The organism is Ochrobactrum sp. A-1, from assembly GCF_022488005.1.
Classification (GTDB): Bacteria; Pseudomonadota; Alphaproteobacteria; order Rhizobiales; family Rhizobiaceae; genus Brucella.
In genome coordinates this window covers 430,350-450,347 of record NZ_JAKVQC010000004.1, presented here as the reverse complement: position 1 = coordinate 450,347, position 19,998 = coordinate 430,350, and the positions used below count along the sequence as shown (strand labels likewise).

Here is a 19,998-nt window from a genome sequence, read left to right as displayed (position 1 = left end):
GCAGGGCGGAATTTTAAACCCTGTTTATCGAAAAGAACCATGGCACCACCACTCCTTCGCCTCGACCAGATCAAGCTCACCTTTGGAGGCACGCCGCTTCTGGAGGGTGCCGGCCTCTCGGTGAGCGAAGGCGACCGCATCGCGCTCGTAGGACGCAATGGTTCGGGTAAATCCACCCTGCTCAAGATTGCAGCCGGCATGGTGGAGGCGACATCGGGCGAGGTTTTCAAACATCCGGGAGCAACTATCCGCTATCTGCCACAGGTGCCGGATATGGACGGCTTTGCCAATGTGCGTGCCTATGTGGAAGCGGGGCTGGGGCCTGCCGACGACCCGCATCGTGTGACCTATCTTCTCGAACATCTCGGCCTGACGGGAGAAGAAAAGCCGGATCATCTGTCCGGCGGCGAGGCGCGGCGTGCCGCTCTGGCGCGGGTGATTGCACCACAGCCCGACGTTTTGCTGCTGGACGAGCCGACCAACCATCTGGATCTGACCACCATCGAATGGCTGGAAAGTGAACTGCGCCAGATTCGCTCCGCCATTGTTTTGATCTCGCATGACCGCCGCTTTCTGGAGAATGTCAGCCGGGCGACGGTTTGGCTGGATCGTGGCATCACGCGTCGTCTGGAGCAGGGTTTTGGTCATTTCGAGGAATGGCGCGACAAGGTGCTGGAGGATGAAGAGCGCGACCATCACAAGCTTGGGCGCCAGATCGCGCGCGAGGAGCATTGGCTGCGCTACGGTGTTACCGCCCGGCGCAAGCGCAATATGCGCCGCCTCGGCGAACTACATTCCATGCGCGCCGATTTTCGCAATCATCGCAAGGCACAAGGGACGGCGGTTCTGGCGGCAAGCGATGCAAAGGAATCCGGCAAGCTGGTGATTGAAGCCAAGGGGCTGAGCAAGGCCTATGGCGAGCGCGTGCTGGTCAAGGATTTTTCGATCCGGGTGCAGCGCGGTGACCGTATCGGTCTCGTTGGACCCAACGGTGCCGGAAAGACGACGCTTCTGTCGCTTTTGACTGGCAAGCTTGCGCCGGATTCTGGAACCTTGCGGCTTGGCGTCAATCTCGAAATGGCCGAACTCGACCAGAAGCGCGAAAGCCTCAATCTGGATGAGACACTGGCGCATTACCTGACGGACGGGCGCGGCGAAAGCCTCGTGGTCAACGGCGAGCAACGGCATGTCGTGTCTTATATGAAGGACTTTCTGTTCCAGCCTGAGCAGGCGCGCACGCCCATTCGCGAACTTTCCGGTGGCGAACGTGCCCGTTTAATGCTGGCCCGCGTTCTGGCGCGGCCCGCAAACCTGCTTATCCTCGACGAACCAACCAACGATCTCGATATGGAAACGCTCGATCTGCTGCAGGAGCTTGTCGCAGGTTTTCCCGGCACAGTCATTCTGGTCAGCCACGACCGTGATTTTCTGGATCGCACGGTTACATCGGTGATTGCACCGGAAGGTGACGGGCGCTGGCTCGAATATGCGGGCGGCTATGCCGACATGATGGCGCAGCGCAAGGAGCAGGCTTTGAGCCGGCGCTCGGTCAAGGTGTCAGGCAGCCGAAGTGATGAGAAGTCGGAAGAGGACACTTCGCAGCCGAAGCGTGAGGAAAAGCGCAAGCTTTCCTACAAGCAGAAATTTGCGCTCGAAACCCTGCCGGGCAAGATGGATGCCCTCTCGAAGGAAATCGCAGTGCTGGAAGGCAAGCTTGCCGACCCGCAGCTTTATGCCAAGGACCCGACATTGTTTGCCAAGACGGCCGATCTTCTTGAGAAGAAACGCTCCGAAAATGCGGCCATGGAAGAGGAATGGCTTGAGCTGGAAATGCTGCGAGAGGAAATCGAAGGGTAAGGCTACCCTTCGACATAATCTTCGAACTTAACTGCTCGCCTTGTTCAGCAAGGCGATTTCATCGTCGCTGAGTTTCAGTTCGGCTGCGGCGATCAGGTCGCCGAGCTGGGCCGAGCGTGTGGCGCTGGCGATCGGGGCTGTGATCGACGGCTGTGCGATGAGCCATGCAATTGCAACCTGCGCAGGCGTGACATCGAGATTGCGTGCAACGTCATCGAGTGCAGCAATGATCCGCGAACCACGATCCGTCAGATATTTTTCGACCGATTTGCCGCGTGCGCTTTGTCCAAGATCGTCAGCGGAACGATACTTGCCGGTCAAGAACCCTGCTGCCAGCGAATAATAGGAAATAACGCCGAGTTCGTTTTCACGGCAGATTTTCTCCAGCCCATTTTCGAAATCAGCGCGATCATAAAGATTATAGAGCGGTTGCAGGCTTTCATAGCGCGGCAGATTATTGGTCCGGGCGACGTCAAGCGCCTCTGTCAGCCGCTCAGGTGTGAGATTGGACGCACCGATGGCGCGCACCTTGCCTGCATCGATGAGCTCCTTATAGGTGCCGAGCACATCTTCGAACGGTGTTTCGGGATCGTCCCAGTGCGATTGATAGAGGTCGATATAATCCGTCTGCAGCCGTTTGAGGGAGGCGTCGACCGCTTTGCGGATATAGGCCGGCGAAAGGCCTTTCTCGTCGGGCCCCATCTCGGAGCCGACCTTGGTGGCAATAACGACTTTATCGCGCAGGCCACGGGATTTCAGCCAATTGCCGATAATGGTTTCGGATTCGCCGCCCACATTTCCGGGCGCCCAGGCGGAATAGGCGTCCGCCGTGTCGATGAAATTGAATCCAGCATCGACGAAACGGTCGAGAAGCGAGAATGATGTCGCTTCATCGACCGTCCATCCAAATACATTGCCGCCGAAGCAAAGCGGCGAAACATTGAGTTCGGTACGTCCGAGCTTCCTGAACTCCATAGACCCTATCCCCTTCCTCTGAATACGAATCGCGGGCGATCCGTCGGGTTTCGATTTCGGGAAGAAGAAGGGCTTCGGGAAGAGCCGAAATCAGCCCATGCCAAGTGCATCCATGTAAAGCTGCAGCATGGCTTCTTCTTCCTGACGTTCATGGTCTTCTTTTTTACGCAGACGAATAATGGTCCTCACGACCTTGCTGTCAAACCCAGAACCCTTCAATTCCGCGTAAACTTCCTTGATATCGTCGGCGATGGTCTTTTTTTCTTCTTCCAGGCGCTCGATGCGCTCGATGAAAGCGCGCAACTGGCCGACAGCAATGGTTTGGGCTTCGCTGGTAATGTCGTCGCTCACGAGGAGTTCTCCAATTCAAAGTCTATGATGGTGCGGACACGCATTGCGCGAAAACCGCTTATCGAAAGTCTGGACCGTTTTTCCCGCGAGTCGCAGGTAAAATTAAGAGCCTTTTTCGATGCACGACCCGATTTGGCGGGTCAAGCCCTGTGGATAGCGGGTAAAGCCTCTCCTGACAGGCCTGTTACTCACCGCGATCAGCACGCGAGCCGAAATGCTGGACCACATGAATGCCGGGCAAGGTGTTGATGTGCGCGATCATCGGCGCCAGCCTGTCGGCCCATTCATCTGCACCCTTGTCATCGGCAATCAGGTCCTGTCGCACCTCGATCAGGACATGGGCGAAGCCTTTTGCCGTCGCATGGCGATACATGGCATCGTTCTTGAGTGCGCCGTCATAAGGTTCGTTATCGCCAACCGTTAGATCGGCGTTTTCGCGCAGCAGCGACAAAAGCGGCTTTACGGCGCGGTCGTCCTTGTCCCAGAGAAGACCGATCTGCCAGGGGCGGGCCTTTTCCTTCCAGAGCGGCGTGAAGGAATGAATCGAAACAATGAAAGGCGCTGCCCTGCTTTCAGCCGCCGTGCGCTCGCTCGCACGTGCTACCGTGTTGTGATAGGGGCGATAGAAGCGTTCAAGCCGTTCTTCGCGTTCGCCTGCCGACATTGGGTAATTGCCGGAAATGACCGCACCATCGGACAATTGCATGATGAGCGTAGGGTCGTCTTCGCCGCGATTGGGATCGATCAGCAGCCGCGAAAACCCGCCGAGGACCGCAGGCGCGTTCAGACGGCTTGCAAGTTTGCGGGTCAGATTCTCGACGCCGATATCATAGGCGATGTGCCGGTCGAATTCACTTGTCTGCAAACCAAGTGTGCCATATTCGGCTGGAACATCGCGCCGTGCGTGGTCGGCGGTCAGGAGCAAGCCGAGACTGAAATCGCCGTCGACACTATGCGCTGGCGAGAATGGCGACGAAGCGGTTGATCCGGATTGAAGCGGCATGGAGCGAAATCCGAGGCTAAATAAGGGGATTATTTCTGTGTTGTGCGGGAAGCTGTTTCAGGTCTGTCATGAGAAAGCCCGGATTGCAACGATCATTCTTTAATGAAGACGACCTGTTCTCAATGGGATTGCGTTGACATCAAAGGCGAAACTGCCGAAAAGAGAGCGACCCGAAATGGGATTTGCCCGAGATGGGATTTCCCTGTGCAATACAAATTGTTCGATAAAACCGACAGCGGGCTGAAGGGGTTCTGCGTATGCGACTTCCACTATCTCTAGTTTTGTTTGCCGGTGTGCTGATGACCGCGCTGGGCATGACATCCATAGAGGCTCGTGCGGATTTCCGCGTATGCAATGCAACCCAGAATCTTGTTGGCGTGTCCATCGGCTACAGAGCCAAGACTGGTTGGGTGACCGAAGGCTGGTGGCACATCGACGGATCAAGCTGCAAGACCCTCATCGAGGGGCCGCTGACCTCGCGCTATTATTACCTCTACGCCGAAGACGCTCAGGGCGGCGGACGCTGGGAGGGCAAGGTCAATATGTGCGTGGCCGAGAAAGAATTCCGTATTACTGGCGTCCAGGATTGCTTTGCGCGGGGTTTCCAGCGCAATGGCTTCCAGGAATACGACACCGGGGAACAATCGAGCTGGATGGTTCAGCTCACCGATGAAACGCCGACAGAAAACCCCACTGTTACAGGAACGAATAGTCAATGAAGCGCAACCGCAAGGTCAAGATTCTCGCCACGCTAGGTCCGGCGTCGGGTGAGGAAGCCGTCATCCGCAAGCTGTTTGAGGCAGGCGCGGATGTGTTCCGCATCAATATGAGTCATGCCGACCATGACCTGATGCGCACCCTCGTCAAGCGCATCCGCAATGTGGAAAAGGAACTGGGCCGTCCGATCGGCATTCTGGCCGATCTTCAGGGCCCGAAGCTGCGCGTTGGCAAGTTCAAGGACGGTAAGGTCGATCTCGTTCCCGGCCAAACCTTCACCCTCGACAACAACGAAGCGCCCGGCGATGAGCATCGCGTCTATCTTCCGCATCCAGAAATTCTTGAAGCTGTTGAACCGGGTCATCGTCTGTTGATCGATGACGGCAAGCTGCATCTGGTTGCCGAAGCAAGCGACGGCAAGTCGATCCGCTGCAAAGTGGTTTCCGGAACGCGTATTTCAGATCGCAAGGGCGTCAGCCTGCCGGATACGACGCTCGGTGTCGGTGCGCTGACGGAAAAGGACCGCAAGGATCTCGACGCCGTCCTGAAGGAAGAAATCGACTGGGTTGCGCTTTCCTTCATCCAGCGTCCGGAAGATTTGGCCGAAGTACGCAAGGTTTCGCGCGGCAAGGTCGGCCTGATGTCGAAGATCGAGAAGCCGCAGGCTGTGACGCGTCTCGATGAAATCATCGAGCTTTCCGACGCATTGATGGTCGCGCGTGGCGATCTTGGCGTTGAAGTGCCGCTTGAAAATGTTCCGGGCATTCAGAAGCAGATTACCCGCAAGGCGCGCCGTGCCGGCAAACCGGTCGTTGTCGCGACGCAGATGCTGGAATCGATGATTACAGCTCCGGTTCCGACCCGCGCTGAAGTATCCGACGTTGCAACTGCAGTGTTCGAAGGCGCCGACGCGATCATGCTTTCAGCGGAATCTGCTTCGGGCCAGTATCCGGTTGAAGCTGTCGCCACCATGAACCGCATCGCCGAGCAGGTGGAAAAGGAACCGACCTATTCGACTATCATCGATGCACAGCGTGCTGCACCAGAACCAACGGGTGCCGACGCGATTTCACTTGCTGCACGCCAGATCGCAGAAACGCTGAAGCTTTCGGCCATCGTCACTTATACCGCTTCCGGCACGACCGGCCTGCGCGCCGCCCGTGAGCGTCCGCGTACGCCGATCATTGCTCTGTCGCCGGTCGTCGATACCGCACGCAAGCTGTCGCTCGTCTGGGGCCTGCATTGCGTGGTGACTGCCGATGCGCACGATCTTGAAGACATGGTCAATCATGCCTGCGAAATCGTTTTCCACGAAGAGTTTGGTAAGGCAGGCGACCGCGTCATCATTACCGCTGGTGTTCCATTTGGCACGCCCGGCGCGACCAACATGCTGCGCATCGCCTATATAGGTCCGGACGGAAAGTCGGGCATTTAAAGCATTTCCAGCAAAAGTGCGAAGCGGTTTTGCGTCGGATAATGCGTAAGAAAAGACATAACCTGATCCGAGTAAATCAGATCAGGTTATCTGGCGATATTCCGGGTGCGACGGGCCTGCAAATGGCGTTGTTTGCGCTTGCTGCGGCTCATGTATCTTTGTTTGGTGCATAGTCTAATCCGAAAAGTCTGCAACTTTTCGAGACTATGCACGGAAGTACATTCCGCCGGTTCTCAACCCCCACCATTTTCGACACGCCACACCCGGAATCTCATCCAGTCATGGCAGACGGTATCCAAAAAACGCGCTCCGAAGGAGCGCGTTTTTTGTCGTGAATGGTGATGAACTAGGGACGCCGCAGATACGAAGCGGCTTCAGCGGCTCCACGTTTGCTGGAACAGGTTCTAAGTCCGCGTATCCGTCAGTTCGTCCGCAAGATCGCTGAAGTTCTTCTGTGCGTCGCGCATCATCGGGTAGACGATGAGAGCCTGCTCATAGGCTTTCAGCGCCTGTTCCTTGAGGCCGCGCAGGCGCAAGATGGCCGCCATACCGGTCAGAGCGCCATAGTGACGCGGTTCCAGCTCCAGCGTACGATTGATGTCGTACATGGCATGGGCATAGTCTTTTTGCAGGAAATAGACCGTAGCGCGGCGGTTCCAGGCCTCCGCATATTCCGGGTCGAGTGCTATTGCCTCATTCAGGAAGTCGATTGCCGAAGGATAGCGTCGCTCGAGCATCGCCGCATTGGCCCACTGCATCAGGAGGTCGACTGTTGCGCTGCCTGACTGCGACCACAGCGTATTGATCTGTGAAGCAATGCGCCGCGCCTTGGCTTCGTCCGTCGTGCGGCGAAGATCGGCAAAGAGCTTGTCGAGACGCTCTTCAGGCGTCTGGACTGCATCCGATGCAGGCTTTTCCGGGGAAGGTTTCTGCTCGCTGTCGGGGCCAGTCTGAACGGGCGTCAGAGGTGCAGTAAGCGGTACTTTGCCGGGCGCCACTTCGGCATACGCCAATGGCACCGTCGTACCAAGCGACGCGAGTACAGAAAAAGAAATCAGATATGCAAAAACGTTCCGCATGCGCATAGATTTTACCATGCGCAGCGAAACGTCAAATGCAAAATCAGAAATAAGATTAGCCCTGACGAGCCTTGTAGCGCGGGGCAGTCTTATTGATGATGTAAACGCGGCCCTTGCGGCGGACCAGCTGGCAGTCGCGATGACGGCCCTTGAGCGCTTTAAGCGAGTTCTTGATCTTCATGTCAATCACCGGTCTTGTTGGCCCGTTGACGTGCAGATGCCGCGGGGCTTCATAAAAACAGGCGCTCAAGGCGCCAATCGATTACAGGCACTGTTAGATGCCCGAAGGGTTGGCCGAAATACACAAGGTTTCGGGCAAATGTCAACTCCTGAGCCGCAGATTCAGGGCACTGGAGCTGAAATTCTTGGCAGGCGGCAAAAGATTCATCGGGAATCGACGGGATTCCCGATGAACATTATTTCCCGCGGGGGTGGATGCGCGTCACATGGCCCATCTTGCGGCCTGGACGAGCTTCCTTTTTACCGTAAAGATGCAACACGGCATTCTTTTCGGAGAGAATCGCTGGCACCTTCTCGACATCGTGGCCGATCAGGTTTTCCATCATGCAATCGGAATGGCGATCCGTGTTGCCCAAGGGTAATCCGGCTATGGCTCGGATATGTTGTTCGAACTGCGAGATGGCGCAGGCCGCTTCCGTCCAGTGGCCCGAATTATGGACGCGCGGGGCGAATTCGTTTGCCAGAAGCGTGCCGTCCTTCAGGACGAAGAACTCAAGTCCGAGCACGCCGACATAATCAAGCGCATTCAGAAGCTTTGTGGCCGCTTTGCGGGCGGCTTCAGCTGTGCTTTCGGAAATGGTAGCCGGTACGGTTGAAGTCGCGAGGATCCCGTCCTTGTGAACGTTTTCGGCAATATCAAAGATTGCGACATTGCCTGAACGGTCACGTGCTGCGATCACCGAGACTTCGCGCTCGAAATCTATGAAGCCTTCGAGGATGGCCGGGGCACGATTGATCGCGAGAAGTGCCTTATGAGCATCAGCCTCATCAAGTGACGTCAGGCGGACCTGTCCCTTGCCGTCATAACCAAGACGTCGCGTCTTGAGGATGCCACGCTCGCCAAGGGCACCCAGAGCTGCAATCAGGGTTTCTTCATCGTCCACAAGACGCCAGGGTGCCGTTTCGATGTCACTGGAGTTGAGAAACTGCTTTTCCGTAAAGCGATCCTGTGAGACTTCGAGCGCTGCCGGGGGAGGAAAGACCAGAGCGGTTTCGGCGAGCTTGTCGGCGGCGCTGACTGGCACGTTCTCGAATTCGTAGGTAATGACATCGGACGCTGCTGCAAGTTCGGCAAGCGCTTTTGGGTCGTCATAGGAAGCAATGATCTGGCGATTAGCAACTTGTGCTGCAGGACAATCGGCCTGCGGCTCCAGGATCACGGTTTCAAAGCCGAGACGTGCTGCGGCCATGGCGAGCATTCTGCCGAGCTGGCCACCGCCAATAATGCCGATGGTTGCACCGGGCTTTAGTCCAGGATTTTCCATGTCAAGCCTCGTTCGAAGGATGTTCGGCCACGCTTTCGGTTTGCGCTCTGCGCCACTCATCAAGGCGGGCTGCAAGCGCCTCGTCGTAAAGCGCCAGGACGGCTGCGGCGAGAAGAGCGGCGTTGACCGCACCGGCGCGACCGATGGCGAGTGTGCCGACGGGAATGCCGGCTGGCATCTGTACGATGGAGAGGAGCGAATCCTGACCCGAGAGCGCCTTGGACTGAACCGGAACGCCGAAGACAGGCAGTGGCGTCATCGCTGCGGCCATGCCCGGCAGGTGAGCTGCGCCGCCCGCACCCGCGATAACGACCTTGAACCCTTCTGCCTTGGCGCCTTTGGCAAAGGCAACGAGGCGATCAGGCGTGCGATGCGCGGAAACAATCCGGGCATCGAAGGAAATGCCGAGTGCTTCCAGTGTGTCTGCAGCATGGCGCATGGTTTCCCAGTCGGACTGGCTTCCCATGATGACGGCGACATCGGCAGTAACGCTCATTGATCTTCCTGCTCCGCTTCTTTCGTGCATGTTTAGGGTGATATTAAAAATGATAAAGCCGGGCGAACCCCGGCTCTGTCATGGATCATTATGGACATTCAGGCGATGATGTCGGGGATTACCCGATCTTCCATCTCCTGCAGCTTGTCCTTGATTGCGAGTTTTTTCTTCTTCATGCGCTGGACGCGCAATTGGTCGCAGCCAACGGCTATCATGGCGTTTATGGCAGCATCGAAATCCGCGTGTTCCTGTTTCAGTCGTGCGACGGCCAATCTGATTTCGGCCTGTTCCTGATCGGACATGCGGTGCCCCGTTCTGTTGAATAATTTTACGGGCCGCACCGAACCATAAAAAGGTGCGGCATCAGCCCGTTTCCGGCGAAGCCCTTATCATATTTTTCGCCTCAGGAAAATGCTACCACGACAAAATCGACTTTGCACCAAACTCATGCCAAACTGTCATGGTTCTGTCATGGATGGCGGCTGTCGAAGGCGACAACAATACCGCATCCTTGGCAGCCGGGACTGCGTGTTTGGCCCGGAATACAGGAGGTGTGCCGGACGTTCATGCAGGTTGAATGGCGGGATAGCGGACAAACGGGCAAACGAGGTCCGCGCTGTTCCGTAAATCAGGGAAATCAACCAAAGGAGATCTGATGATGGCTATCGAGTCCCATCTTGCCACGCTCGAAAAGAAGCACGGCGCTCTGGAGCAGGAAATTTCCGAAGCTATAGCGTCACCGGCAATGGACGACCTGCACGTTGCATCTCTCAAGCGCAAGAAGCTTATGCTTAAGGACCAGATCGAAAAACTGAGATCCCAGGTAACACGTCACTAACAGGGAAGCCGCGCTTAGATCGCGGTTCGATAAGGCGTCTTAAACCATCGACATTGGAGACCGAACGGCTCTGACGAGTTGGAGTTTCTTTGTCGTGAATGCAGTTTGCATTCCAAAGCGAAGATGCCGAAATTCAGTATTGGCGGCTGTGCCACAGCCGCCGAACATATTGATTCAACTATTTAATCGACTTCATTTATCGGAGCCATTTTCAGCGTCCGTCAACCTTCCGTCTCAGCTCTTGGATCAAGGTTCAGCGCTTCCGGTGTTGCGCCACGTTCCGACGGCATGCTCTTGAACTGATCCTTTTCTTCTTTCGGAACGGACGCGCGCTTGCGTGAGCGGAACAGTGCATAGCCGGTGATGGAAATATGCGCGAGCATGGTGATGGCGAAGAGGCCGGACGGCCAGAAAATATCCATGGCCGCAGCCGCCAGCAGCGGTCCGAGCATGGTGCCGAAGCCGTAAAGCAACAGAAGTCCGCTCGATACTTTCACAAAGCTTTCCGACGTTGCATGATCGTTGGCGTGGGCAACCGCAACGGGATAGAGCGCATAGGCGAGCGCGCCATAACAGCCGGTCATCGTAATGATGACGGGGCCGCTGGACGGAGCGACGAGAAAGGCAATGAGGCCAACCAGTGCCGCCAGCGCCGCAACGCTTGCCAGCACGAACCGTCGGTCAACCAGATCGGAAATGCGTCCGATTGGAATCTGCATCAAGGCTCCGGCTGCGATAGTGACACTGACCATCAAGGCGATTTCGGTGGTCGAAATGCCGGATTTCGCGCCGAAGACAGCTCCAAGCGTGCCCCAGGCGCCATTGGCAATGCCGATCAGGATACAACCTACGAAAGCTGCAGGTGAGTTGTTATAGAGCGCCTTGAGATCAAGCTGCACTTCGGTCAGCGGCTTGGGGCTGACGGCTGTGGAGATTGCCGTTGGAATGAGAGCCAGGCAGAAGAAGACACCGCTTATCATGAACAGATGATCGGAGCGCACGTCTCCTGCTGCCACCAGCATCTGGCCGGACATGGTGGCCCCGTAATTGACCATCATATACATGCCGAAAATCTTGCCGCGTGATTCGTTGGTTGCACGCTCATTCAGCCAACTTTCAATGACCATGAAGGCGCCAGCCATGGAAAAGCCGGTGAAAGCGCGCAAGATCACCCAGATTGTTGCATCCACGAAGATGCCGGACAGAAGGGCGATGATCGCTGCCGATGCGGCAAAACAGCCGAATGCCCGCACATGGCCGACGCGGCGCACAAGGCGCGGCGCAAACAGACAGCCCGCAACGAAACCGCCCGCCCAGGTGGTGCCGAGCATGCCGAGCGATGCCACTGAGAAGCCTTCCACACCGCCGCGCAGCGGCAATAGAAGACCGTGAAGTCCCGAAGCGATGAGAAGGAAGGCTGTACCGCAGAGAAGGGCCAGAACCTGAATGTAAATGCGCAAAATTCTATTCCCGAAGTCTGAAGCCGAATTGTCAGTGCTGAGGCTGATGAGCGATCATTGCGATCAATGTTTTTGTTCGGAAAGGTCTCCCTCGGAAATGGTTCCGGCTGTTTTGCTCCGGTATCCATTTCCGTTGACGATCTCACTTCTAGTGGTCTGCTTCCGACATTTGCATCCCTCGGATATGAGCGCCGAGCAAATGTCGGAAGCAGACCACTAGTAACTTTATGAATCTAGTGGATTTTTCGAATTTGACGTTTGAAACGGGATAATATCGGACGGGTATCAAACGTCAAATTCAATCCACTAGCGAAACAATGCTTCTGCCGCAGCGCGGCTATCGCCCTTCTTGAGGCGTTCTGTCTTCAATCGCTCTATTTCGGATTGCAGCAAGGCTATACGCTGGTCGATCTCGATAACCGAAAGCAGCGATAGCTCCTCGTCGCTTAGCGCCACGCTATTGCGGGGCTTTACTACATCCTCATCGAAACCGCTCATAGCCGTCCTCCGTGGTCAATGATGGCTCAGAAAAGATTTAACACCTTGAATCGTCGCATATATATTTGAGAAAATCGATGACGATTTCCCTAACGTGACGTCTTGCATCCGCCATGCGGCATTTCTGCGACGATGCGTAGGGCCAGAAATCTGAATGGAGTTGTGAATATGATGGCCGACTTGCCTTCCCAGATGACCGCTATCGAAATTTCTGAACCGGGCGGAGCCCATATGCTTCGACCTGTTCAACGCTCGGTGCCTGAACCCAAGGAAGGTGAAATTCTGGTGCGGGTACGCGCCGCCGGGGTCAACCGGCCAGATGTCTTGCAGCGGCAGGGTCAATATGCGCCACCGCCCGGCGCGTCGGATATTCCGGGTCTGGAGATTGCCGGTGACATTGTTGTCGTCGGCAGCGGCGTCAAACAGTTCAAGACCGGCGATCAGGTGGTCGCACTGCTGGCCGGTGGCGGCTATGCCGAATATGCCGTCGTGCATGAGACCAACGCGCTGCCCTTGCCTTCCGGCTATGGCTACATTGAAGCGGCAGCGATCCCGGAAACTTTTTTCACTGTCTGGCACAATGTGTTCGAGCGCGGCGGGCTGAAGAAGGGGGAGGTTTTTCTGGTTCACGGCGGCTCGTCCGGTATTGGCACGACAGCTATCCAGCTTGCAAAGGCATTCGGCGCGACCGTCATTGCAACTGCGGGCTCGAAGGAAAAATGCGAAGCCTGCCTCAAACTCGGAGCAGATCACGCCATCAATTACGGGCAAGAGGATTTTGTCGAGGTCGTCAAGGAAGTGACCAAGGGCAAAGGCGCCAATGTGATTCTCGATATGGTGGGTGGCGATTATGTCGACCGCAATTACAAAGCTGCAGCGGAAGATGGTCGCATCGTGCAGATCGCTTTTCTCAACGGTGCGAAGGCCACGGCCAATTTCGCAATATTGATGACCAAGCGTCTGACCCATACCGGTTCTACGCTGCGTCCGCGACCGGTTGACTTCAAGGCTGGCATTGCGCGGGAGTTGGAGGCGAAGGTCTGGCCGCTTCTGGCGCAGCGCCGCGTCGCCCCGGTAATGGACATGATCTTTTCGCTGAAAGATGCCTGGCGCGCGCATGAGCGCATGGAGGAGGGAAGACATATTGGCAAGATCGTACTCGATATTGCTTAGTATCCGGGCCAAAAGTCGCCATGCTTGTCTGCAGACATTTAAGGTTCAGAGCCATTCTTGCTCTGGTGACAAAAAAACGATATATAGGCCGTGATTTCCCGGAAATTGTGGTTTTGCCCACGTCCCGCGCCACCGGAGCGGACGAACAGAAGGATTATATCTAATGGCCACCCAGCTTCTTATGCCGAAGGCAACGGCCGTTTGGCTTGTCGATAATACGGCTCTGTCTTTTGACCAGATTGCCGCTTTCTGCAAGCTGCACCCGCTGGAAGTGAAGGCTATTGCCGACGGTGAAGCCTCTCAGGGCATCAAGGGTCTGGACCCGGTCATTACGGGTCAGATTTCGCGCGAAGAGATCGCGAAGGGTGAAAAGGACCCGTATTATCGCCTGAAGCTTTCCGAGCCGAAGGTTCGTGTTCCGGAAGCCAAGCGCAAGGGCCCGCGTTACACGCCGCTTTCCAAGCGTCAGGATCGCCCGAATGCGATTCTCTGGCTGGTGCGCAATCATCCTGAACTGAAGGATGCGCAGATTTCCCGCCTGATCGGTACGACCAAGTCGACCATCGAGCAGATTCGCAATCGCACGCACTGGAACTCGGCAAATCTGACGGCGATGGACCCGGTTACACTCGGCCTCTGCTCGCAGATCGATCTCGACATCGAAGTCGAACGCGCCTCCCGCAACCGTCCGGCAACACCGGAATCGGATAGCACCTTGCTGCCAGCTTCTGCGACCGAGAATTTCGACTATCGTGACGAGCAGCCCGCAGAAGAAGAACTCGATGCGGACAAGGTTTTCGCCAAGCTCTCTTCGCTCAAGAGTTCGACTCCGGACGAAGACGAAGACGAATAGTCGGGACGAGAAATCGCCTTACCGAAATATCAAAAAGCCCGGCTTCATCAGCCGGGTTTTTTGTTGGATCAAGCTATAGCCTCGCTTCCAATAACGGATGTCGCGTTTATCCAGTCGCTCAAGAAGTTCATATAGCGGCTGGCTGCATCCTCAAGTGCTTCGGTTGAAAGCTTGTCGGCGGCATAGAGCACAAACGGGTCCGTCCAGTTTAGCCTGCAACGGTTTGCTGTTGCTCGCAGCGGCGCGAACAGATCAATCATCGGAAACATGTTGCGCCCGCCTTCACGGTAGGCTTCGGGAACATTTCCTGCGGTTGCGGCAATCATGAGCGGTGTGCCTTCGAGCTTACGGCCCTCCTGCTCATAAGCAACGTAAAACATGCGCGTCAGGATAGCGTCCTGCCATGCCTTCAGAAGCGGGGGCGTGGAATACCATTGAACCGGAAATTGCAGGACGATGCGATCCGCAGACAAAAGACGATGTGCCTCGTGCTCGCCATCCTTGAAGAAGTCGATCCCCTGCGGATAAACGGTCTGCATATCGATGATCTCCACGCCGGGCAATTTTGCAACCGCTGCAGCAAGTGCTGCATTGGCTTGAGAACGGGCCAGATTGGGATGAAAAAGTAAAATCAGGGTCTTGGACATCGTTGTCTCCTTCAGCTTGAGAGGACGATGTGGCAAATGATGAAATTATTCCAATTTATTATCATTATAGTATATTATTGATCTTATGAATTTAAGGTCCCTTGATCTGAATCTTCTGGTCATACTTGATGCTCTTCTGGACGAAGCCCATGTGAGCCGGGCTGCAGACCGGCTGAATTTGACGCAGCCCGCTGTATCGAATGCTTTGCAGCGCTGCCGTGTGTTGTTCAACGACCAGCTTCTGGAACGTGGGCGCGGGACGATGCGACGCACACCGAAAGCGGAAGCATTGCGGGCTCCTTTGAAAACTTTGCTGGCAGGGGTGCTCGATCTCGTTGATCCGCCCGAAGTCCCCCTTGCGTCGTTGCAGCAGACGATACGCATCTGCATGGCTGATTATCCGGCCATCTTCGTCATAAGGCCTCTGTTGAAGGCGCTTGCACATACCGCGCCGGGGATCAACATCATCGTCCAGCCCTGGCAGGGCGCGGTCGCAGCGCGCGAGGCGCTGGTGACAGGAGAAAGCGATCTTGCTCTTTCCGTCTTTCCTGAAGCCGACGACGAGCTTCAGTGCAAACTGCTACTGGAGGAAGATTACATTATCGCCATGCGGCAAGACCATCCGGCAGCAAAGGCATTTTCGCTAGAAAGCTGGCTCGACTATCCGCATGTTCTTGTTTCGGGACGCGGCGATAACAGCAGCCCCGTCGATAGCGTTCTGGTACAGCGAGGATTGAAACGTCGGGTGGGTGTGGTTGTGCCTAACTTCGGCATGGTGCCCGAATTGCTAGCCAGTACCGATATGATCGCCATGCTGCCATCGCGCTGTATGCCCGAGGATATGTCTGCGCTCGTCGCTTTCACGCCTCCGATCCCTATTGCGGGTTTTCCCTTGCACATCGCCTGGCACAGGCGACGTCAGGAAGATCGAGGGTTGCAACACGTCATAAGTCTGCTAGTCGCCATCATGGCTGAAAAAGAAAACCGGCCCGACATGCCTGTGTGAACAGCTTGCCGGACCGGCTCAAGCGGCCGCCTTGGGAGTAATGCCGGAGCAGTCAGTCTTTAAAGGCGTTGTATTCGCTCAATTCCATGAGGCGGTAGAAATCGGAGAGCGTCTTGCCGCGTTCAGCCCGGAAGAGGCGACCAGCGTCGCTGGCTTCGACGATACGGTCGGTGCGAAACGTGCGGAACGCGTTGCGCAATTCGCACCAGCCGATGACCGTCCAGACCTTGCCCCAAAACCACAGTCCCAGTGGACGAATATCACGCTCGCTTTCGCGCGCTTCCAGATCCCGATAGCGAATATTGAGCACGTTGCCCTGATCGACAGCACGTTCCACCGCGTCGATGATGCGGCGCTCATCCATGCTGATACGGGCCGTAGGGGCATGAATTTGAGTGCTGGTGATGCGGGCGCGCTCTTCCTTGGGCAGGACGGCTTCGATCTTGACCAGAGCCTCTTCCGCGCCACGCGCCATGGAAACGCCGCCCCAGGCGCGAATGAGACGCGCTCCGGCGACAAGAGCGACGATTTCATCACGCGTGAACATGAGTGGCGGGAGTTCGAAACCCTGCCGCAGAATATAGCCGACACCGGCTTCGCCATCGATGGGAACGCCCGTCGACTGCAGATCGGAAATGTCACGATAGATCGTACGTTCGGAGACTTCCAGCCGTTCCGCAAGCTGGCGCGCGGTGACAAGCCTGCCACCACGCAGGTGCTGAACAATCTGGAAAAGGCGGTCTGCACGGCGCATTCCGTTTTATTCTCCGTTGCAGTATTTGGTGTTGCGCTGCTCCAGATAGCGATCCGGCCAGCCCAAATCCTTGCGCAAATCGTTCGGCAGTCGGCCGATCACCCGTTCGGTGCGAATGAAACGACGGCGTTCGTCATATCTGCGCCTATATTCCTTCAAAACTGCGATCAATGGTGCGATTGCGAGTGCCATGGTGAAATCTCCCTCATCCTTGGATACGCAGTATCGCACACCCCTCCTGACAGCTTTCTGTCAGGAGCGAAGTCCTGTTTTATTATCTTCCTAATATAACGGGATCGCAACGTCACGCTTTGTAGCGTGGCACCGCCGTATAGCCGAGGGGCAAGCGCCCGCCATCCGCATAGATGGTCTGGCCTGTTACATAGCTCGCGTCCCGCGATGCCAGAAACGACGCGATTGAAGCAATTTCAGAGGTTTGGCCGATACGACCGAGCGGCGTTCTGGAAAGAATTTTGTTGCGGGCATCGGCATCGGTGTTAACGGCAGAAAGCATGTCGGTTTCGATGGAGCCGGGGCCGATCGCATTGACCCGAATCTCCCAACGCGCGAGTGCTACTGCCATGGTGCGTGTCAGTTGGTTCAACCCGCCTTTGGAAACGGAATAGGCGAGCTGTTCCGGCAAACCGAAGATCGCGTCGATTGACGATATATTGATGATGGTGCCTGGATCGCCACCCGATTCGACCCTCTCGACCATACGTCTGGCGACTGCCTGCCCGCACAGAAAAGCACCTTTGAGATTGACGCGCATGACGCGGTCGAAATCCTCTTCTTTCAGGTCGAGGAAATCCGCCTGATGGACGATACCGGCATTGTTGACGAGGATGTCGATCTCGCCCAGATTGGTGATGGTGAAGGTCAGGAGATTGTGGACATCGAGTTTGTCGCCCACATCCGCCGCCATATGGCGAACCGGGCCGAATTGCTCCAGATCCTTGGCTGCGCGCATGGCGGCGGCGTTGTCGATGTCGGATAGGACTACGCTTGCGCCATCCATCAGGAAGCGCTTTGCTATGGCATAGCCAATACCGCGGGCAGCGCCGGTGACGATTGCCACCTTGCCTTCTAACTGCATGATCGATCTCCAATTTTCATGGAGAGTGGACCGGCGGAAACCGCCGGTCAATAGCGTCAGGATCAGGCGAAGGCGAGGCCGGTGTGGCGCTCGCGCAGTACGATGCTGATTTCTTCCAGAATAGCCGGATCATCGATTGTAGCCGGCATTTTCCATTCTTCTCCGTCTGCGATCTTCTGGATGGTTGAGCGCAGAATTTTGCCGGATCGTGTCTTGGGCAGGCGCTTGACGGTCAGTGCCAGCCGGAAGGCTGCAACCGGCCCGATGACGTCACGCACCATGCTGACGCATTCCTTCTCGACCTCTTGCGGATCGCGGTCGATATTGGATTTCAGCACGAGGAACCCGCAGGGCACCTGGCCTTTCATCGGGTCGGAAATGCCAAGCACAGCACACTCGGCAACGTCGGGATGGCTGGAAAGCACCTCCTCCATTGCACCCGTTGACAGGCGATGGCCAGCGACATTGATGATGTCGTCGGTGCGGCTCATGATGTAGAGATAGCCGTCCTCATCCATATAGCCTGCATCGGCAGTTTTATAATAACCGGGGAACTCGTTCAGATAGGCCTTGCGGAACCGTTCATCGGCATTCCAGAGCGTTGGCAGGCAACCGGGCGGCAGGGGCAGCTTGATAAGAACATTCCCGAGCTGGCCGCGCTCAAGTTCGTGGCCTTCATCGTCCAGTACGCGGATATCGTAACCCGGAAGACAGACAGCGGGCGAACCGTATTTGGTTTCCAGAAGACCAAGCCCGAGCGGATTGGCAACCATCGGCCATCCGCTTTCCGTCTGCCACCAGTGATCAATCACCGGGCAACCCAGCAGGTTCTCGGCCCAATGGATCGTATCGGGGTCGGCGCGTTCGCCAGCAAGATAAAGGGCGCGGAACTTTGAAAGGTCGTGACGCCGCACGAAATGTCCGTCGGCATCTTCCTTTTTGATGGCACGTAGCGCGGTCGGTGCGGTGAACATCACCTCGACGCCGTGTTCGGCGATGATGCGCCAGTAAGTACCCGCATCCGGCGTGCCGATGGGCTTGCCTTCGAACAGGATCGTCGTCGCACCATGGATCAGTGGTGCGTAAACGATGTAGGAATGGCCAACGACCCAGCCGACATCGGATGCGGCCCACCATACCTGTCCAGGCTCTACGCCAAAGACATTCTTCATGGACCAGGCAAGCGCCACCATGTGTCCGCCATTGTCGCGCACGACGCCCTTCGGCTCGCCAGTCGTGCCGGATGTGTAGAGCACGTAAAGTGGATCGGTGGCATCAACAGGCGTGCAGGGGACATGACGGCCGCGCGCGGCATCGACGGTCTCGCGATAATCGATGTCACGTCCTGCCACCGGTTCGTGCCGATGCTGCTCGCGTTGCAATATGATGCAATGATCGACTTTGTGATGCGCAAGTGAAATCGCCTTATCGAGCATGGCCTGATAAGGCACGATGCGGGCAGGCTCGATACCGCAGGAACCAGCGATAATCATCACAGGCTTGGCGTCATCGATACGGGTTGCGAGCTCATTGGCGGCAAATCCGCCGAAGACAACGGAATGGACGGCACCGATACGGGCCGATGCCAGCATGGCGACAGCCGCTTCGGGAACCATCGGCATATAGATGAGAACGCGGTCGCCTTTCGACACGCCATTGTCGAGCATGACGGCGGAGAGCGCTTCCACTTCTTCCAGCAGTTCGCGATAAGTGAATTTGCGCACCTTACCGGTGACAGGGCTTTCATAGATGAGCGCCACCTGTTCACCACGCCCGTTGGCGACATGGCGGTCGAGCGCATTGTAACAGGTGTTGCACTCAGCACCCTTGAACCAGCGTCCATAGACACCTTCGTCGCCCGCAAAAACCTGGTCCCATGGCGTGAACCAGTCGATTGCCTGCGCCGCTTCTGCCCAGAAGCGTTCAGGATCGGTCTGCCATGCGGCATAGGTTTCGGCATATTTCGAAGTCATGCTCTTCCTCCCAGAAGCACGCGCAATGTCCACCCTGATGGGTGGTTGTCGCGTCGTGATTAGTCTGCTGACGAAAGCACAAGATCGACCCGTTCCGGTCCATCTCCTCCATGCGCTTTTGTCACCTCCACATGCAGTTTACGCCGTTGGACGGCGACCCGTCCATGAAACTTAAGATGAAGATCAAGCTTCGCCAAAAACGACCGCGTAAACGGCTTTGTCTGATCCAGGCGTCTTGCAGCGATGGCCCGTCTGCGCCACAAGGAGGCAGAGAGGTGATTT

22 protein-coding genes are annotated in these 19,998 nt (G+C 56.4%); 7 read left to right on the top strand and 15 right to left on the bottom strand.

Features of this window, described 5'->3' with window-relative positions; genetic code table 11:
• Positions 1 to 39: 39 nt before the first annotated feature.
• Complete coding sequence (locus tag MKS82_RS11775; RefSeq protein ID WP_109989003.1) at positions 40 to 1,857, top strand: ABC-F family ATP-binding cassette domain-containing protein; 1,818 nt, start codon at positions 40 to 42, stop codon at positions 1,855 to 1,857.
• A gap of 27 nt (positions 1,858 to 1,884) precedes the next feature.
• Here MKS82_RS11775 and MKS82_RS11770 read toward each other — a convergent pair whose 3' ends face one another.
• From MKS82_RS11770 to MKS82_RS11760, 3 genes are all read right to left on the bottom strand, one after another.
• Entirely contained in the window at positions 1,885 to 2,832 is a 948-nt protein-coding gene (locus MKS82_RS11770; protein WP_109989002.1) for an aldo/keto reductase, read from the bottom strand.
• A 90-nt stretch (positions 2,833 to 2,922) separates the two neighbouring features.
• Positions 2,923 to 3,183, bottom strand: coding sequence for a DUF2312 domain-containing protein (locus tag MKS82_RS11765; protein WP_061348000.1), 261 nt, complete (start codon positions 3,181 to 3,183; stop codon positions 2,923 to 2,925).
• Positions 3,184 to 3,367: 184 nt separating this feature from the next.
• Complete coding sequence (locus MKS82_RS11760) at positions 3,368 to 4,186, bottom strand: N-formylglutamate amidohydrolase (protein ID WP_109989001.1); 819 nt, start codon at positions 4,184 to 4,186, stop codon at positions 3,368 to 3,370.
• A gap of 257 nt (positions 4,187 to 4,443) precedes the next feature.
• Between MKS82_RS11760 and MKS82_RS11755 the strand changes: the two genes are divergently transcribed.
• Together MKS82_RS11755 and pyk are read left to right on the top strand one after the other, a co-directional pair.
• Positions 4,444 to 4,905, top strand: coding sequence for a DUF1036 domain-containing protein (locus tag MKS82_RS11755; protein WP_061348002.1), 462 nt, complete (start codon positions 4,444 to 4,446; stop codon positions 4,903 to 4,905).
• Entirely contained in the window at positions 4,902 to 6,338 is a 1,437-nt protein-coding gene (pyk, locus tag MKS82_RS11750) for a pyruvate kinase (protein WP_109989000.1), read from the top strand. The genes MKS82_RS11755 and pyk overlap by 4 nt, the downstream gene beginning before the upstream one ends.
• A gap of 404 nt (positions 6,339 to 6,742) precedes the next feature.
• Here pyk and MKS82_RS11745 read toward each other — a convergent pair whose 3' ends face one another.
• From MKS82_RS11745 to MKS82_RS11725, 5 genes are all read right to left on the bottom strand, one after another.
• Positions 6,743 to 7,435, bottom strand: a complete 693-nt coding sequence (locus tag MKS82_RS11745) for a tetratricopeptide repeat protein (protein WP_109988999.1) — start codon at positions 7,433 to 7,435, stop codon at positions 6,743 to 6,745.
• A 37-nt stretch (positions 7,436 to 7,472) separates the two neighbouring features.
• Positions 7,473 to 7,598, bottom strand: coding sequence for a type B 50S ribosomal protein L36 (gene ykgO / locus MKS82_RS11740; protein WP_010661422.1), 126 nt, complete (start codon positions 7,596 to 7,598; stop codon positions 7,473 to 7,475).
• A 235-nt stretch (positions 7,599 to 7,833) separates the two neighbouring features.
• On the bottom strand, positions 7,834 to 8,922 hold the full coding sequence (locus MKS82_RS11735) for a 5-(carboxyamino)imidazole ribonucleotide synthase (protein ID WP_109988998.1): 1,089 nt from the start codon (positions 8,920 to 8,922) through the stop codon (positions 7,834 to 7,836).
• 1 nt (position 8,923) lies between these two features.
• The gene (purE, locus tag MKS82_RS11730; protein WP_109988997.1) at positions 8,924 to 9,418 is read right to left on the bottom strand and encodes a 5-(carboxyamino)imidazole ribonucleotide mutase; all 495 of its coding nucleotides are present in this window, start codon (positions 9,416 to 9,418) and stop codon (positions 8,924 to 8,926) included.
• Between the two features lie 98 nt (positions 9,419 to 9,516).
• Entirely contained in the window at positions 9,517 to 9,720 is a 204-nt protein-coding gene (locus tag MKS82_RS11725) for a YdcH family protein (protein WP_006471281.1), read from the bottom strand.
• A 353-nt stretch (positions 9,721 to 10,073) separates the two neighbouring features.
• On the opposite strand from MKS82_RS11725, the gene MKS82_RS11720 reads away from it, so the two are divergent.
• Positions 10,074 to 10,256, top strand: coding sequence for a YdcH family protein (locus MKS82_RS11720; RefSeq protein WP_012091308.1), 183 nt, complete (start codon positions 10,074 to 10,076; stop codon positions 10,254 to 10,256).
• 221 nt (positions 10,257 to 10,477) lie between these two features.
• Here the strand turns inward: MKS82_RS11720 and MKS82_RS11715 are convergent, their stop codons facing one another.
• Positions 10,478 to 11,716: an MFS transporter gene (locus tag MKS82_RS11715; protein ID WP_109988996.1), complete on the bottom strand. Its 1,239-nt coding sequence runs from the start codon at positions 11,714 to 11,716 to the stop codon at positions 10,478 to 10,480.
• Between the two features lie 306 nt (positions 11,717 to 12,022).
• Positions 12,023 to 12,214 (bottom strand): DUF1192 domain-containing protein, encoded by a 192-nt coding sequence (locus MKS82_RS11710; protein WP_109988995.1) that lies wholly within the window; start codon positions 12,212 to 12,214, stop codon positions 12,023 to 12,025.
• 168 nt (positions 12,215 to 12,382) lie between these two features.
• Between MKS82_RS11710 and MKS82_RS11705 the strand changes: the two genes are divergently transcribed.
• Both MKS82_RS11705 and MKS82_RS11700 read left to right on the top strand, forming a co-directional pair.
• On the top strand, positions 12,383 to 13,387 hold the full coding sequence (locus MKS82_RS11705; protein ID WP_109988994.1) for an NAD(P)H-quinone oxidoreductase: 1,005 nt from the start codon (positions 12,383 to 12,385) through the stop codon (positions 13,385 to 13,387).
• 163 nt (positions 13,388 to 13,550) lie between these two features.
• Complete coding sequence (locus MKS82_RS11700; protein WP_109988993.1) at positions 13,551 to 14,240, top strand: DUF1013 domain-containing protein; 690 nt, start codon at positions 13,551 to 13,553, stop codon at positions 14,238 to 14,240.
• A 68-nt stretch (positions 14,241 to 14,308) separates the two neighbouring features.
• Here MKS82_RS11700 and MKS82_RS11695 read toward each other — a convergent pair whose 3' ends face one another.
• Entirely contained in the window at positions 14,309 to 14,887 is a 579-nt protein-coding gene (locus tag MKS82_RS11695) for an NAD(P)H-dependent oxidoreductase (protein ID WP_109988992.1), read from the bottom strand.
• A gap of 85 nt (positions 14,888 to 14,972) precedes the next feature.
• Here MKS82_RS11695 and MKS82_RS11690 point away from each other — a divergent pair, with 85 nt between their 5' ends.
• A complete protein-coding gene (locus MKS82_RS11690; protein WP_109988991.1) occupies positions 14,973 to 15,893 on the top strand; it encodes a LysR family transcriptional regulator in 921 nt (306 codons plus the stop codon).
• 52 nt (positions 15,894 to 15,945) lie between these two features.
• Here the strand turns inward: MKS82_RS11690 and MKS82_RS11685 are convergent, their stop codons facing one another.
• From MKS82_RS11685 to MKS82_RS11670, 4 genes are all read right to left on the bottom strand, one after another.
• Positions 15,946 to 16,647 carry a helix-turn-helix transcriptional regulator gene (locus MKS82_RS11685; RefSeq protein ID WP_105542684.1) on the bottom strand — a complete coding sequence of 234 codons (702 nt, stop codon included), beginning with the start codon at positions 16,645 to 16,647 and terminating at the stop codon, positions 15,946 to 15,948.
• A gap of 6 nt (positions 16,648 to 16,653) precedes the next feature.
• Positions 16,654 to 16,839: a hypothetical protein gene (locus MKS82_RS11680; protein ID WP_104753833.1), complete on the bottom strand. Its 186-nt coding sequence runs from the start codon at positions 16,837 to 16,839 to the stop codon at positions 16,654 to 16,656.
• 112 nt (positions 16,840 to 16,951) lie between these two features.
• A complete protein-coding gene (locus MKS82_RS11675; RefSeq protein ID WP_109988990.1) occupies positions 16,952 to 17,743 on the bottom strand; it encodes an SDR family NAD(P)-dependent oxidoreductase in 792 nt (263 codons plus the stop codon).
• Positions 17,744 to 17,805: 62 nt separating this feature from the next.
• Positions 17,806 to 19,716, bottom strand: a complete 1,911-nt coding sequence (locus MKS82_RS11670) for a propionyl-CoA synthetase (protein WP_109988989.1) — start codon at positions 19,714 to 19,716, stop codon at positions 17,806 to 17,808.
• Between the last annotated feature and the right edge of the window lie 282 nt (positions 19,717 to 19,998).

Excerpts from the sequence above, each read along its gene's own strand:
- MKS82_RS11775 (WP_109989003.1), top strand. The coding sequence starts at position 40 with ATGGCACCACCACTCCTTCGCCTCGACCAGATCAAGCTCACCTTTGGA.
- MKS82_RS11770 (WP_109989002.1), bottom strand. The coding sequence starts at position 2,832 with ATGGAGTTCAGGAAGCTCGGACGTACCGAACTCAATGTTTCGCCGCTT.
- MKS82_RS11760 (WP_109989001.1), bottom strand. The coding sequence starts at position 4,186 with ATGCCGCTTCAATCCGGATCAACCGCTTCGTCGCCATTCTCGCCAGCG.
- MKS82_RS11755 (WP_061348002.1), top strand. The coding sequence starts at position 4,444 with ATGCGACTTCCACTATCTCTAGTTTTGTTTGCCGGTGTGCTGATGACC.
- pyk (WP_109989000.1), top strand. The coding sequence starts at position 4,902 with ATGAAGCGCAACCGCAAGGTCAAGATTCTCGCCACGCTAGGTCCGGCG.
- MKS82_RS11745 (WP_109988999.1), bottom strand. The coding sequence starts at position 7,435 with ATGGTAAAATCTATGCGCATGCGGAACGTTTTTGCATATCTGATTTCT.
- ykgO (WP_010661422.1), bottom strand. The coding sequence starts at position 7,598 with ATGAAGATCAAGAACTCGCTTAAAGCGCTCAAGGGCCGTCATCGCGAC.
- MKS82_RS11735 (WP_109988998.1), bottom strand. The coding sequence starts at position 8,922 with ATGGAAAATCCTGGACTAAAGCCCGGTGCAACCATCGGCATTATTGGC.
- purE (WP_109988997.1), bottom strand. The coding sequence starts at position 9,418 with ATGAGCGTTACTGCCGATGTCGCCGTCATCATGGGAAGCCAGTCCGAC.
- MKS82_RS11725 (WP_006471281.1), bottom strand. The coding sequence starts at position 9,720 with ATGTCCGATCAGGAACAGGCCGAAATCAGATTGGCCGTCGCACGACTG.
- MKS82_RS11720 (WP_012091308.1), top strand. The coding sequence starts at position 10,074 with ATGATGGCTATCGAGTCCCATCTTGCCACGCTCGAAAAGAAGCACGGC.
- MKS82_RS11710 (WP_109988995.1), bottom strand. The coding sequence starts at position 12,214 with ATGAGCGGTTTCGATGAGGATGTAGTAAAGCCCCGCAATAGCGTGGCG.
- MKS82_RS11705 (WP_109988994.1), top strand. The coding sequence starts at position 12,383 with ATGATGGCCGACTTGCCTTCCCAGATGACCGCTATCGAAATTTCTGAA.
- MKS82_RS11700 (WP_109988993.1), top strand. The coding sequence starts at position 13,551 with ATGGCCACCCAGCTTCTTATGCCGAAGGCAACGGCCGTTTGGCTTGTC.
- MKS82_RS11695 (WP_109988992.1), bottom strand. The coding sequence starts at position 14,887 with ATGTCCAAGACCCTGATTTTACTTTTTCATCCCAATCTGGCCCGTTCT.
- MKS82_RS11690 (WP_109988991.1), top strand. The coding sequence starts at position 14,973 with ATGAATTTAAGGTCCCTTGATCTGAATCTTCTGGTCATACTTGATGCT.
- MKS82_RS11685 (WP_105542684.1), bottom strand. The coding sequence starts at position 16,647 with ATGCGCCGTGCAGACCGCCTTTTCCAGATTGTTCAGCACCTGCGTGGT.
- MKS82_RS11680 (WP_104753833.1), bottom strand. The coding sequence starts at position 16,839 with ATGGCACTCGCAATCGCACCATTGATCGCAGTTTTGAAGGAATATAGG.
- MKS82_RS11675 (WP_109988990.1), bottom strand. The coding sequence starts at position 17,743 with ATGCAGTTAGAAGGCAAGGTGGCAATCGTCACCGGCGCTGCCCGCGGT.
- MKS82_RS11670 (WP_109988989.1), bottom strand. The coding sequence starts at position 19,716 with ATGACTTCGAAATATGCCGAAACCTATGCCGCATGGCAGACCGATCCT.